The 12613-nt window shown below is 48.4% G+C and carries 17 protein-coding genes; all 17 read right to left on the bottom strand.

From position 1 onward, the window contains the following. Positions 1–83 precede the first annotated feature (83 nt). The 17 genes from CCY32_RS13080 to aroK all read right to left on the bottom strand — a co-directional run bounded on the left by CCY32_RS13080 (position 84) and on the right by aroK (position 12451). Positions 84–1193 carry an agmatine deiminase family protein gene (locus tag CCY32_RS13080; RefSeq protein WP_246840618.1) on the bottom strand — a complete coding sequence of 370 codons (1110 nt, stop codon included), beginning with the start codon at positions 1191–1193 and terminating at the stop codon, positions 84–86. Positions 1194–1203: 10 nt separating this feature from the next. Next, complete coding sequence (locus tag CCY32_RS13075) at positions 1204–1929, bottom strand: hypothetical protein (RefSeq protein WP_088331381.1); 726 nt, start codon at positions 1927–1929, stop codon at positions 1204–1206. A gap of 158 nt (positions 1930–2087) precedes the next feature. After that, positions 2088–2426 (bottom strand): PQQ-binding-like beta-propeller repeat protein, encoded by a 339-nt coding sequence (locus CCY32_RS13070; RefSeq protein WP_088331379.1) that lies wholly within the window; start codon positions 2424–2426, stop codon positions 2088–2090. 44 nt (positions 2427–2470) lie between these two features. Then, positions 2471–2668 carry a hypothetical protein gene (locus CCY32_RS13065; RefSeq protein ID WP_088331377.1) on the bottom strand — a complete coding sequence of 66 codons (198 nt, stop codon included), beginning with the start codon at positions 2666–2668 and terminating at the stop codon, positions 2471–2473. A gap of 356 nt (positions 2669–3024) precedes the next feature. Next, positions 3025–4170, bottom strand: coding sequence for a DUF5694 domain-containing protein (locus tag CCY32_RS13060; protein ID WP_141096230.1), 1146 nt, complete (start codon positions 4168–4170; stop codon positions 3025–3027). A 198-nt stretch (positions 4171–4368) separates the two neighbouring features. After that, a complete protein-coding gene (locus CCY32_RS13055) occupies positions 4369–4851 on the bottom strand; it encodes an AAA family ATPase (RefSeq protein WP_088331486.1) in 483 nt (160 codons plus the stop codon). 42 nt (positions 4852–4893) lie between these two features. Next, positions 4894–5328, bottom strand: a complete 435-nt coding sequence (locus tag CCY32_RS13050; protein ID WP_088331484.1) for a GNAT family N-acetyltransferase — start codon at positions 5326–5328, stop codon at positions 4894–4896. Between the two features lie 85 nt (positions 5329–5413). Next, positions 5414–5626, bottom strand: a complete 213-nt coding sequence (locus CCY32_RS17380) for a GDCCVxC domain-containing (seleno)protein (RefSeq protein WP_246840617.1) — start codon at positions 5624–5626, stop codon at positions 5414–5416. A gap of 44 nt (positions 5627–5670) precedes the next feature. Next, positions 5671–6138 carry a hypothetical protein gene (locus CCY32_RS13040; protein WP_088331373.1) on the bottom strand — a complete coding sequence of 156 codons (468 nt, stop codon included), beginning with the start codon at positions 6136–6138 and terminating at the stop codon, positions 5671–5673. 93 nt (positions 6139–6231) lie between these two features. After that, the gene (locus tag CCY32_RS13035) at positions 6232–6447 is read right to left on the bottom strand and encodes a hypothetical protein (protein WP_088331371.1); all 216 of its coding nucleotides are present in this window, start codon (positions 6445–6447) and stop codon (positions 6232–6234) included. A 174-nt stretch (positions 6448–6621) separates the two neighbouring features. After that, on the bottom strand, positions 6622–6816 hold the full coding sequence (locus CCY32_RS13030) for a YwbE family protein (RefSeq protein WP_088331369.1): 195 nt from the start codon (positions 6814–6816) through the stop codon (positions 6622–6624). 122 nt (positions 6817–6938) lie between these two features. Beyond that, positions 6939–7454 (bottom strand): prepilin-type N-terminal cleavage/methylation domain-containing protein, encoded by a 516-nt coding sequence (locus CCY32_RS17465; RefSeq protein ID WP_088331367.1) that lies wholly within the window; start codon positions 7452–7454, stop codon positions 6939–6941. A gap of 323 nt (positions 7455–7777) precedes the next feature. Then, entirely contained in the window at positions 7778–8464 is a 687-nt protein-coding gene (locus CCY32_RS13020; RefSeq protein ID WP_088331365.1) for a hemolysin III family protein, read from the bottom strand. 74 nt (positions 8465–8538) lie between these two features. Further along, positions 8539–9360, bottom strand: coding sequence for a Dam family site-specific DNA-(adenine-N6)-methyltransferase (locus tag CCY32_RS13015; protein WP_088331363.1), 822 nt, complete (start codon positions 9358–9360; stop codon positions 8539–8541). A gap of 47 nt (positions 9361–9407) precedes the next feature. Next, the gene (locus tag CCY32_RS13010) at positions 9408–10820 is read right to left on the bottom strand and encodes an SPOR domain-containing protein (protein WP_088331361.1); all 1413 of its coding nucleotides are present in this window, start codon (positions 10818–10820) and stop codon (positions 9408–9410) included. An 11-nt stretch (positions 10821–10831) separates the two neighbouring features. Further along, positions 10832–11905, bottom strand: coding sequence for a 3-dehydroquinate synthase (gene aroB / locus CCY32_RS13005; RefSeq protein WP_088331359.1), 1074 nt, complete (start codon positions 11903–11905; stop codon positions 10832–10834). A 30-nt stretch (positions 11906–11935) separates the two neighbouring features. Continuing rightward, on the bottom strand, positions 11936–12451 hold the full coding sequence (aroK, locus tag CCY32_RS13000; protein ID WP_088331357.1) for a shikimate kinase AroK: 516 nt from the start codon (positions 12449–12451) through the stop codon (positions 11936–11938). Positions 12452–12613 lie beyond the last annotated feature (162 nt).

Raw genomic sequence — 12613 nt, 5'->3', positions numbered from 1 at the left:
GTCAGTGCTTGAGTCTTACCGTGGAATAATATTGATGGGTGTGGGGTAAATGAGCCCTGTCTTTAATTCTGAAATATGCACTATCAAAATTTGGGTTCTTGTTGTGTGGTACAGTGAATGCCACCTCCACCGGCCGCCAGCGCATCGATATTGAGCTGGATGATGTCACGATCAGGAAAGGCATCGGCAAGCTTCTCCCTGCACGCGCCATCGGCTTGAGGATCGCCAAACTCAGGTGCGATAACGGCGCCGTTGCAGAGATAAAAATTAATATAGCCTGCGGCAAAATCATCATGGGCAAACCGGTCCCTGATACGGGTTGGGGCTTCCAGTACCGCCACTTTCAGCCTGTTGCCCATTGCATCGGTTGCATCACGCAAAATCTCGAGATGCCGCTTGGTTACAGCATGATCGAACGAATAGGGATCGCTATCATAAGCCGCAAGCACCACGCCGGGTGATGCAAAACGGGCGTAAAAGTCTGTGTGCCCATCGGTAATATCTTTACCTTTTATGCCCGGCAGCCAGATGATTTTTTCCAATCCCAGCAGGCGTTTTAGCTCAAGTTCACACTCGGTTTTACTCAGGCCCGGATTGCGATTGGCATTGAGCACGCAACTTTCGGTGATAATGGCGGTGCCATGACCGTCTACTTCAATACCACCTCCTTCCAGTACCAGATCGGTGGTTATGACAGGCACCTGAGCCTGTTCAGCGACAAAGGCCGCCACTGCCGAATCCCGACGGTGTGTCTGTTTACCTCCCCAGCCATTGAAGTTGAAATCTATAGCACCTTTTTGTGAATCAGGTGTTTTTACAAAAACGGGCCCGGTATCACGCATCCACAAGTCATCCAGGGGACAGGGGAGCAGCTCTACATCATTACCCATCAGCTTGTTAGCCAAACTGAGTTCACTTTCTCTGACAAGCATCGAAACCGGCTCATAATTGGCGATAGTCAAAGCGATATCGACAAGGTTTTCTCGCACTGCGGGCAATAACTTGCTACCCCAGATACCACGGCTGGCTCCAAATGCCATCCAGGTGCGGCGGTGGGGCTCACTTTCATCGGGCATGACATAAGGTGCATGACGATTAGCCCTGGAGCTTGCCATGAGATTCGCTGATATCAGACTGCTTGCTGAAATAGCGGCCATAGATTTAATAAAGCCCCGCCGGGATAGCATGCTCATTGGCTTACTTTCATCGTGAACCACTCTCGTTCTCAGTTTCTACCGAATGCGCTTTGCCACTGAGGGCTTTCAGCGCCTCAGCCGTGGATTTTATCTCAGGCAGCAGTTGGTTGATAAAACTCTGGCGATTACTGGTTTCATTCAGGGCGAATAAAATCATGTTAGAGAAGAGCGGGGACTCAATAACGTCTTTATTGACTACTTTGCTTCTCAACATATCCACACTCTCGAGCCATAGCGGAATAAAGTGGTCATCCAGCCCCTGAATATAGTTATCCTGAAGTAACTGAAGCAGCTTGTAGTTATCATAGGTAGACAACAACATATTCTGAACTTTTTCATCCGCGATCAGCTTAAAATCGCCGCTTTCGCGCATGGAGACAAAGGTAAAATCCAGCGGCGTAAAAAAGTGGTAATTGTTCACCTGCCCCGCTGTTTTCAGCACCAGCTCTTCATCTTCAATTTTGCTCACAGAAAAAGAATCAGCGCTGATGGTGGTTAACCCCTCCTTCAAAGCCTTAACCTTTTTATCCAACCGTCGCTGCACGCCCTCCAGTTGCTTTACATCATTACTCAGGTCGATGCTGAGTCGGTAAAGATAATCTTTCTGGCGCTTTTCTTCCTGCCAATCCTGTACCTTACCCTCCAACCATAAGGCCAGATAGATGCCCACAATGAGCAGCAGCAAATCTTTCCAGGCGGAACCCAGTCCAAGCAATATTTGTCTCATTTTCATCGCATTTTCTCTTTATTGCTCTGCTTGACTGGCGGAGCAAAACGGTTGGTGTTATCTGAGCTTAAAACGGTTTGGCGATAAAGGCTGCAACTTTCAGGGTGATTGTGGTGCGACTGTTAAATCGGCAACCAAAGATACGACCGTAATCGTAATCTGCTCTAATCCCAAGCATCACCAGCCGATGCCGTTGTTGCCCCAGACACGGCGACCGCTTGTTGCGCTGCAACCTGACTACTGACCACCGAGCTCGACTGATGCGCATTGGCAATAATGCAGGTGCTATAACCCAGACCTTTTAAGGGGTTTTCCCAGAGGATGGTGCCATCCTTTGCACTCAGACAAAACAGGTGGCCGCCCGCATACGCATAGACATGGTTATCTTCATAACACACGTTAGTCAGGTTGGCCCGCTTTAACTTGACGCGCCAAACCTCATTGCCATCTGACTTGTTAATACAAACAACATGGCTGTGAATGCCGAGAAACAGGTCGTTCATGGTGGTCCTTTTTAATAAAAATGAGTACTGCGATCTTCTAAGCGTTAGAGTCCCCTGCGACTTTTTCTTAGCAACATCAACATAGTGCCGATGCCGAATCCAACAATAATGCCCGCTACAGCAGCCGGGCTGAGCCCCATTACCAGATTTTCCTGCTCTGACTGTAACAGCCAGAAGCTCAACATAAAGGTGGTAACACCAATGGCTGGAATGATGGCAAAAACAGGCTTTTTATTCTTCATAGGCCGTCCTGATTCAAATGAAAAACAGGGGTACAACATTGTCAGCTTAACAATATGTTTACATTATCCTATCGCCCGGGCCGATATCTGGCCATCAGAAAGGGCGCGAAAAGTGTAAATAAACGCAACAACCCCCTAATTAACAAGGTATTGAGCGGCCAATTCATTCAGATTGCCATCTATTGTTGATTGGAGGTGTATTCGGTCTTTTTGCCGCTATATTGCTGATACAAGCGTTGATGAGCATGCTGTGAAAAGCAATCATCGCGATGGGCGCAAACACATCAGCATTTCGCCCTCTCAATTGTGTTAGGGGTCACTAAACGAACTCATCAAAAAGATTAAAGTATCATCAACTACTCATCTCGAAGTACCTTTTTTACACTCACAAGCTCAACATCATGCATTTGATCTAAATACGAATCAAAATAGGACTTGTGGGTGGCACCTACTATTACCAATACCCTGGCTCCCGGATAGTTTGCGCTTCCCTCAAGGACATTAGCTACCATCCTTAACCCCCTAACTTGCCACCATGCGACGTATTGTCTAGCAACACCATCATCATCGGGAAATGATGTGGCTAAACCAAAGTCGTTCTCGATTGCATAGCGCTGGTAATCTTTCGAATTGAGGTAAATATACCTTTTTAGCATTTGCTTGGGTGAACCTAACATTTGTTCCAATTCTGATTTAACTTTTTCCTGATTTGGATGTTCTGTTTTCCAAACAGATTGTACCGTTTTGAGGAGCGAATCTGGTGATTTAAGATAAATGTAATCTGCAGAATGATCGTCCATAAGAATCAGTGTTTCGAGACCAAGACGACGAGCTATTTCGATACCAATAAGGTTGTTCTCATTCTTCGAATTCAGCCCACGACTTAGATGAGCAGCTACTGTTTCTGAAACTCCATCCCTGGCTATCCTTTCTGATTCTTCTAGCTTTGACCATTGCAAAACCGCTGACCAAGTCTCTCCTGCCGCAAAAAGCAACATCGCTAAGTGACGACGGTCTGATGCTGTGGGCTCACTTGGCCATTTATCCAGAGTATGTTCAACCGCCGCAGCAGCTTCTGGACGCGTCATGCCCAGGGCTTCCAGTGCTTCGCTCGTGTCTGAACAGTAGTTTTGGACGTCTGGATATAACGACGCATAACGCTGAATTTCGTCACATGTCCTTCCATTGATAGCTTCAATCGCAATAAAATGAGGTTCAAATCGTTCCAGACGATCTAGTACGTCAGAAAGATGGCTAGCCTCAAAACTCCCTTCCTCCATTTGGTTAAGATGTTCAGTTCCCAACACTAACACACGTGTTGGTTGACTTTGCATATCCGCTTGGACACCACCAAAATCAAACATGGGTTCAGCCCCAGTTCGATGAAACGTAGGCGTACCTGGTTGAGCAGCGCTTTCGGCAAAGACTGAAGTACTCAACCCTAATAATAGTGCCAACCACAAAATTAAACGCGGAACCGCCAATTTAGGTGTAGATATCATATGCAAATCTCTTTTCAGCGAATAACCAGACAGATGGGGTGTTCAATAGCATTTTATTCCCAAGCACTTGCTTACATTACAGTTTTGTCTGACTGCAAGCAAAAGACTGCCCTCAATTATAAAAGGGGCCATAGAAAAGTGTTACCAATAAAAAGGGTCAACAGATCCCTCAGGGTCAGATCAAGCTTAAACTGCCATCTATTGTTGATTGGAGGTGTATTCGGTCTTTTTGCCGCTATATTGCTGATACAAGCGTTGATGAGCCTGCTGTGAAAAGCAATCATCGCGATGGGCGTACTGGCGGATCCAATCAATCAGCATGTCCAGGTTGGCATCCTGTGCCTCTTTAGACGGGTATTTATGTGGCTCCCAAGGACGCGCTTTTGCATTGGCGACACAGTCTTCGATAGGCAGATTCAGATAAACCAACTCCGGGGAATGCGGCAACACCAGCTCAAGCAAGTCGGCGTAGCACCCTTCAATGACCCAGGCTGAATGTTCACGAATAAATGCCTCAATGGCCTCGGCCGATTCGCTAACCGGTTTCCGTTGGGGGGGCATGTCCGGTTGCCAGGCCAGGGTGTCAAGATCAAGATGGGCAAGCTGTTCTGCTTCCGCCAGCTTTTTTGCCAGGGTCGATTTCCCTGAGCCTGAGTTGCCAAAAATCATGATTTTTCTCAAAACATGCTCCTTGTTCTTCATCCCTCTAAAGATTGGAAACCTCTAGTTGGTTGCTTGGCTATAGATATCGGGAATACAGATTTGCATTAAACTGGGTGACTCACCCACGGGCTCAAAACCATATTTGGCATACAGTCCATGAGCATCCCGTGTTGCCAGCATAAAGCGCCTGAGACCCTGCATGTCCGGATGTTCGACAATGCTATTCATTAGCAGTCGGCCAAGCCCGAGGCCGCGATGAGAATCCATAACAAACACATCTGCCAGGTACGCAAAAGTGGCTTTGTCTGTGGTCACCCGGGCAAAACCCACTTGTTCGCCTGCATCCGTATAAACGCCAAATACCAGTGAGTTTTCAATGGCTTTTTGCATGGTGGCTCTGGGAATACCCTTGGCCCAATAGCTTTGTGAAATAAATCCGTAGATGGTTTCAAAATTCAGATTCTTTTGATCTGATGAGACGAAAAAGCCCTGCATCGGTGATTCCTTTTTAGCATTCATGCTAGCGCCTGTAGCGACGTCGTTAACCTATTTTTATGTTTCAAAGTCTGTCAGTGGGGGACTAGCTACAGCAGTCTGAGCCTTGTTGAATAGGTGGGCAGGGGACGGTGCCATAAGAGCAGTACACACAACAGTCACCCGTTTCGGGTTTGAGCACACTTTGGCAGTTTTCACACTCATAAAAAAACTGACAACAATTTGTCGGCATCAGCTCGGTTTTGCGGTGTCCGCACTCAGGGCAGGTAATCGTAGACTCGGATATGGGTTTAATCATAGGTACAAGGCTCCCCTGAGCAGCCTGACTTTACCCGCAGAAAACTATTTTTTATCACGCTTTTTCTGCTCTTTACGAGCTTCACGTTCCAGCTTTTTCTCCGCCTTACGTGCCTCGCGCTCTGCGTTGCGACTTTCCCGCTCCTGCTCGCGGGCATACTTTGCGGCTTCCCGCTCACTTTCTTCATACTCTTTGCGAGCTTCGCGTTTCGCTTCTGCTTTTTCTAATCCTGCTTCACGGGCATGTTCCCTTTTCGCCTGAGCGGCTTCACGCTGCTCTTGTGCATGGGCCTGGCTGCGTTCCCGCTCGGCCTCGTTGCTTTCCAGTTTGGCTTCCCGCTCTGCTTCCGCTTTTTCTAATCTTGCTTCACGCTCAGCTTCTCTTTTTTCAATCACAGCATCTCGCTGTTCGGTACGCAATTCGCGGGCTTCTTTATCTTTATCATCGGCAAAGGCCGGGAGTGATAAGCCAATGACAAGTGTAGACAGCACTAAGCAGGACAGGGATTTCATGATAGATGTTCCTCGGTATTTTTCCTCAGTATACGCAGGGAATATTTCAGCCGCACTGTTTTTTTAAGCGCGGCGTCTTCCGTGTTCTCGCACTTATTTATAGGTCAGCGATTTAAGGTAAAGCGCCAGGCGCTGTTTCACCTCGGGGGTCAGTCCCAGGCTGATCAGGAATGACGAAAACACCGAAATAAACATAATGCTTTTTAGGATTTTGGCGCCGGTCAGCAACGCCACCAACACCAGTAAAGCAACGTAACCGATACCTATTAAGCCGAGAAACAGGCACAGGCCTTTAATATCCTTATTCATCGCGAACCCCCTTGAAATATATGAAACATCTTCGCAATACAGCGAAGTTTTATCCTCATCATAGCAAGCCTTTAAAGGGTGTACTGCCGGCTTAAAATTTTGTTACTTAAATTATACTGACCAGAAGTGCTTAAGAATGAATCGGGAAACCTCAACCCATAGAGATATGAACCTTTATTCGAGCAATGATTGCACCCGGCCTACTTCACCGCTTTCCAGGCGTACCTTAATACCGTGAGGATGACTGGGTGATTTGGTCAGCAGTGTTTGCACAACGCCTTCGGTAAGCTCACCACTGCGCTGATCCTGCTTTTGCACGATGGCGACCTTGCTGCCCGGTTTTATCTGACTTCGGGTTGGTACACCCATGGTTTGACTCGCTTTTCTAAGTGGTAAATTAAAAATTGAGCCTGGCTCTCTGCTCGGTGCATTCAGACCCCTGAAAGGGTAAACAGTCAACCTGCTCAGGGGGCTGATAAGCTGTTGTGCTTCTAGCAATCATTGGTGATCACCTCCACGGTACAGTTTGGCGAACCAAATGAGTCGTAAAGCACATAACATCCCTGGTTGGTGGGTGTTCCCGATGAGGGGACAACGTAGCCGATAAGGGTGTGTTGATTCGTAGCGCGGTGACTCAAGCCTGATTCTAAATCGATATTCATAAAATCAATCATTTCCAGCTGATCCCCACCCTCCGCCTGAGACTCGGGGCATAAATTGCGCCAGTCAACTTCAGCACTGCCAAAACCAAAGTCTACGACATAGTCAGTTTGCAATCCGCCTGGATTGGTTAAGGAAGGACGGATCCCGTTAACTCTTGCTTTAACCTGGGCAAGCTGCGCCATCGATTTAATCTGTCCGCTCATGTTTTCAAGCACAGCAATGCGCGCATCACGATCGATGTCGATAAAACGGGGCGCAGCCGTTACCGCAAGAACACCAAGAATGACAATAACAATGATGAGCTCTATCAGGGTAAAGCCCGCTTTCTTTGAGTAGGTTTGCATTGGCGCACAAGTCTTATTATTTTTCTGTATTTAAACACAGCGCAATAAGAAAAAAAATCATATACCGCATTTTGCCGAGCCACCGTGGAGAAAGGCGACCATCTCCTTCGTGTAAACGCTTTGACGGGGATGCTTAAACACTGGAATCGCCGTATACATAGATAACCACATCAGTGATCTGGGGGATATAGCATAAACCGTCACATATGGCTTCGATGTTGGCGACATCACGGGCGAAACGCCAGAGCTATTAGGGTGGGCTGAGCAACACATTCCGGTACGGTCGTCTTAGATGGGTTGGTGAGATACAGGGTTTCTCTGAATTAGCGCTCAATAGAGCTTTTTTTATCTGGCCATGTAAGTAGCGTTTTTACAAACTGCCAGTGCCAGGCGATACCAGCCAATACCGCGATATGAAAGAGTTCATGAGGCCCCAGCACGCCAGGAATCAATACCGGCACACGTAAAAAATCCAGGGTCGCGCCGAGAGTGTAGGCCAGTGCGCCGAAGAAAAGCGGTTTAATCACGGTGAAGCCGTGCATTCGGTGTGTGAGGTAAGCAGACACAATGCCCAACCAGCCCAAGCCAATGTAAAAAATCAGTCCCAGCCACTCTGCGAAATCAGTAAAATAGATCGTCTTGAGGGTCACTCCGGTAATTGCCAGCACCCAGATGATGGTCAGAAAGCCCCAACGCCAGAATCCTCTGAACATAATGGCATGGATAGGGGTAAAGGTACCCGCGATCAACAAAAAGATACCGGCGTGGTCAAGTCGCTTCAGCACAGCACGGCCCAGTGTTCCTGGCTCAAGTAAATGAAACACGCCGCTCATGGACAACAAAAACACGACCGAGAAGACGTAGATGCATACTATCGCCAAACGCAGCAGAGATCCTCTGGCCTGTCTGATCAGCGCGATACCAAAAAACAATGCAATTAACGCCGCAAACAAGTGGCTAATGGAGCTAAAAGGGTCACTAAAGCCCGGTATCTCTGTCACATTCATCATACCGATCTTAACTCCCACACAGTAAAGTCAAAGTACGGAGGGTTTGCTACACAAGTCATCACCTGGGCTGTCAACTAAGACTGATACAGCGCCAGCAGTTCATCAACCTTCGCCCGAGTATGGCCTTTCTGGCTGATATAGCGGCCCACCTTTAATTCTTTGAGGCTGGCCCCAGCGTAAATCTGACGCGTCTGCTGAGTATCATGATTACTGATAAGGACAGGTATGCCCTGAGAAAATGCCGTATTCCGGGCGCAGTCTGCCAGACGGTTTTGCTCGGCCATGCCAAAACCATTGCCGGCATATCCTGTAAAATTAGCCGTCGTACTGATTGGCGCATAAGGAGGGTCGCAGTAGATGATATCCCCTTGCTGGGCGAGACTGAATACCTCCGCGAAAGGTTTGCATACGAAGGTGGCGCGATCTGCTTTCTGGGCAAAGTGATACAGCTCCGCCTCGGGGAAGTAAGGCTTTTTATACCTGCCAAAGGGCACATTGAATTTACCGGATAAGTTATAGCGACACAGTCCGTTATAGCCAAATCTATTCAGATACAGAAACAATACTGAGCGATGGTAGGTATCGGTTGATAAATTAAATTCTTCTCTGAATTTATAATAACGCTGCGCATCATTATTCGCCGGAGTAAACAGTGCACGGGCATCCGCAATATAACTTTCTGGCTTTTGCTGCAGTATCTTGTACAGGTTAATGAGGTCCGGATTAATGTCATTCAGCAAATAATCCTGGTACTCCGTATTAAGGAATACTGAGCCCGCACCAACAAATGGCTCAATCAGACGCTTTCCATCCGGAAGAAGCGCACGAATCTCGCTGACCAGACTGTATTTGCCACCTGCCCATTTTAAAAAAGCACGGCTTTTTTTATTATCCATCTTGCCACTGCTGGAACGTCAAAGTCAGGATTGTAACTGAATCTGGTTTACGGTTGGGAACTAATTTCCTTACGGATCTGAGCAATGGTTTTTGCAAAAGGTTCGCCGGCCCGCACCTGCAACGGTAAGGTGTTCGCCGCGGATCTGGCTTCTTGCAATGACGGGTAGCTGCCCTGTAACAACAATACATGCCAGTCGCCACCGTATCGCTGTGTCTGATAGCGCCAGTTTTCGCCCTGCAGCTCATGCCGATGAATAAACGCCTCGAGCACGTTGCTGTCGCTGGCAGCCGACAGTTGCAGCACATATTCGGAATCCGGCAAGGTCAGTAAGTAAGCTTCATCCCAGGCATAATCCGATTGTACTGGCTCATTCTCAGGCTGCGATGGCGAAGTGTCAGCGAGCTCTGTGTCAACCTCGGGTGAGGATGAAGCCGCATTGCTGTTAGCTTTATTCTTCTCAGCAGCCGCAGGCGTTTTCAGCTGCTGCACCGCCTCCGACCATTGGGTGACGGTTTGCACTGCATCCTCTTGTGTCATCGTGGTTTGAACCGCAGACTCCTCAGTCGTAGTCTTTTCTTCCTCAATGCTGGGCGGCGCTTCTGCCGCTAGCGGTTTTTCTGCTTCCATTAATTCTGCCGGCTCTGCCACTGAGGGCATGCTTGACTCAGGCTGTTCCGCAATCAGCTTCTGGTCCGTCAGAATCTCTTTCTGAGGGTCTTCTGGTGGCAATGATGAATGCACCATAGCCAGTGCATTCGCTGGCAAAAGTTGCCCCACTAATTCAGGATGAAACCAGTGTATAAGTCCGCCAAAACTGATTACAAAAACCAAGGCTGCTGCGCTTTTAAAGCGAGTGCTGGTGACAAGACTTGCGGATTTGCTGACAGGATTGTCTTGCTGTTGTCTCTGCGCCAGTCGCGCATTAAAGGCCTGGCGTTTTTCAGCAAGCAAACGATCCAACTCAGACATGGCTATTTCAGTGGATTCCGGAAAATCATATTGCAACAACACCGGCACAGTTCCGCCTTGCAGTTGTTGCTTGGTCTCCATGGCCCACTCGGTATCAGCAGCTAACACAATGCTCAGGTTGTCACTGCGTGAACTTAACATCCATAGCTCATCAACAAGCACGGTTGGTAACTGGCGGGCCTGACTGACGGCGATGACAATGCGCCCCTGATTCAGTTCGCTTGCGGCGACCTGCTGATGCAATGGACGACGCGCGTCACGCTGTGCACCGAATAGCTGCGATAAAAGTTGTTGGCGAAAGGATTGTTCGCTTTTGACATCACCCGCATTGAGAAAGGCGATATTCACGGATTCGTCGAGATCACTGACGAAATCTCGTAAAAAACGCTGTTGCTTCGATGCACCTGTACCTGCAAGCAGAATCAGGCCACCAACAAAGCTGGTCAGGTGTAGTAATCTTTTTTCTAGGTCAATAAAGGCTGTTTGCACGTTGCCACCTGTCAGGAGGCATCGAGAATCTCTTTTAACAATGCCTCATCTACGTCGTCTGTCACTACAGCACTGCCGATCCCTTCTGGGATCACGAAGCGAATTCGGTTGGCCTGAACTTTTTTGTCGTGTCGCATGTGCTGCATAAAACGCTCATAGCCCATTCCTTGAGGTGCTGCCACCGGCAAATTGAAAGCCTTGAGCAACTCGACAATACGACAAAGTTCTGACGCATCAAGCCAGTTTTTGTGCTGTGCAACGGTAGAAGCAAGAACAATGCCTGTTGCAACAGCTTCACCATGTAGCCAGTTACCATAGCCTTGCTCAGCCTCAATGGCATGACCAAAGGTATGCCCAAGATTAAGCAGTGCACGCAGTCCTTTTTCCTGCTCGTCTTTTGCAACAATCAGGGCTTTGATTTCACAGCAACGTCTGACCACTTCCTGCAGTGTGGTCTGATCTTTGTCGAGCAACGCCTGCTGATGTTGTTCCAGCCAGTTAAATAATTCAGCGTCGTAGATAATCCCGTACTTGATCACTTCTGCCATGCCTGCAGAAAACTCCCGTCGGGGCAGGCTGCACAGGGTCATGGTGTCAATAATGACGGCTTTGGGTTGGTAAAACGCACCGATCATGTTCTTACCCAGCGGATGATTGACCGCCGTTTTCCCTCCGACTGATGAATCTACCTGAGACAAAAGTGTTGTGGGGATCTGAATGAAGGGTATTCCGCGCTGGTAGCAAGCCGCTGCGAAACCGGTTAAATCACCGATAACACCCCCTCCAAGCGCGATGAGGGTGGTGTCTCTTGCAGCGTTAAGCTCCAGCAGATGGGTCATAATGCGCTCGAAGCTGGCGAGAGATTTGTACTCTTCACCATCGGGCAACACCAGCTTATCGGCATCCAGACCGTTGAGCAGATCCATAACCTGGGCACCGTAGAGTACATCCACCACCTCATTGGTGATAACAATCACTTTACTGGTGGTAAGGTGCTGACGCAGCAGGTCAGGTTGGCGCAAGCCATTTACGCCGATATAAATAGGGTAGCTACGCTCACCCAACTCAACATTCAATGTTTGCATCAGCGCAGCATCCCCGCCTGGTATATTTGATTAAAGCCCGATTTTTTCGATGATCTGACTGGCTACGGCACGTGCACTTTGGTCATCTGTCTGAACCACATAATCCGCCACTTCTTCATAAAGCGGATTACGTTCATCAGCCAGATTGCGTAATACCGTTTCCGGATCATTGTTTTGTAGCAAGGGGCGGCGTTTATCACGCTGTGTCCGGGCAACCTGTTTGTCAATGGTCGTCTGGAGATAGACCACGATGCCTCTAGCGGCGAGACGGTTACGCACCGTTTTGCTGATAACCGAGCCACCACCGGTAGCAAGCACAATGCCCTGCTTCTCGGTCAGGTCGTTAATGACGCCCTCTTCGCGAACACGGAATCCTTCTTCGCCCTCGAGATCGAAAACCCAGGCGATATCGGCACCGGTACGGCGTTCGATTTCCTGATCGGAGTCATAAAATTCTAAATGAAGTTCGTCTGCAAGGTGTTTACCAATAGTGCTTTTACCTGCACCCATTGGCCCTACCAAAAAGATATTACGTTTTTCGGCCATCTTTGATTTAAGTCACACAACTAACGGTTAAAAATGAATAAACTCAACCCCCGGTCGAATTTGAGAAGCGGGATTATCTCAGTTTACTCCGTGCAGATGCAAGTTTGATCTTCGTTCCACTGAGGAAAAAGGCTGGAGGGGGCCAGCAGCCCCCTTCTCAGG

It is taken from the genome of Lacimicrobium sp. SS2-24, from assembly GCF_002201535.1.
Lineage (GTDB): Bacteria > Pseudomonadota > Gammaproteobacteria > Enterobacterales > Alteromonadaceae > Lacimicrobium.
The sequence above is the reverse complement of the archived record's forward strand: the minus strand, read 5'-3'. Positions and strand labels throughout refer to the sequence as shown.

Excerpts from the sequence above, each read along its gene's own strand:
- CCY32_RS13015 (WP_088331363.1), bottom strand. The coding sequence starts at position 9,360 with ATGGATAATAAAAAAAGCCGTGCTTTTTTAAAATGGGCAGGTGGCAAA.
- CCY32_RS13030 (WP_088331369.1), bottom strand. The coding sequence starts at position 6,816 with ATGGGTGTACCAACCCGAAGTCAGATAAAACCGGGCAGCAAGGTCGCC.
- CCY32_RS13070 (WP_088331379.1), bottom strand. The coding sequence starts at position 2,426 with ATGAACGACCTGTTTCTCGGCATTCACAGCCATGTTGTTTGTATTAAC.
- CCY32_RS17380 (WP_246840617.1), bottom strand. The coding sequence starts at position 5,626 with ATGATTAAACCCATATCCGAGTCTACGATTACCTGCCCTGAGTGCGGA.
- CCY32_RS13040 (WP_088331373.1), bottom strand. The coding sequence starts at position 6,138 with ATGAAATCCCTGTCCTGCTTAGTGCTGTCTACACTTGTCATTGGCTTA.
- CCY32_RS13080 (WP_246840618.1), bottom strand. The coding sequence starts at position 1,193 with ATGAGCATGCTATCCCGGCGGGGCTTTATTAAATCTATGGCCGCTATT.
- CCY32_RS13020 (WP_088331365.1), bottom strand. The coding sequence starts at position 8,464 with ATGATGAATGTGACAGAGATACCGGGCTTTAGTGACCCTTTTAGCTCC.
- CCY32_RS13065 (WP_088331377.1), bottom strand. The coding sequence starts at position 2,668 with ATGAAGAATAAAAAGCCTGTTTTTGCCATCATTCCAGCCATTGGTGTT.
- aroB (WP_088331359.1), bottom strand. The coding sequence starts at position 11,905 with ATGCAAACATTGAATGTTGAGTTGGGTGAGCGTAGCTACCCTATTTAT.
- CCY32_RS13035 (WP_088331371.1), bottom strand. The coding sequence starts at position 6,447 with ATGAATAAGGATATTAAAGGCCTGTGCCTGTTTCTCGGCTTAATAGGT.
- CCY32_RS17465 (WP_088331367.1), bottom strand. The coding sequence starts at position 7,454 with ATGCAAACCTACTCAAAGAAAGCGGGCTTTACCCTGATAGAGCTCATC.
- CCY32_RS13060 (WP_141096230.1), bottom strand. The coding sequence starts at position 4,170 with ATGATATCTACACCTAAATTGGCGGTTCCGCGTTTAATTTTGTGGTTG.
- CCY32_RS13050 (WP_088331484.1), bottom strand. The coding sequence starts at position 5,328 with ATGCAGGGCTTTTTCGTCTCATCAGATCAAAAGAATCTGAATTTTGAA.
- aroK (WP_088331357.1), bottom strand. The coding sequence starts at position 12,451 with ATGGCCGAAAAACGTAATATCTTTTTGGTAGGGCCAATGGGTGCAGGT.
- CCY32_RS13075 (WP_088331381.1), bottom strand. The coding sequence starts at position 1,929 with ATGAAAATGAGACAAATATTGCTTGGACTGGGTTCCGCCTGGAAAGAT.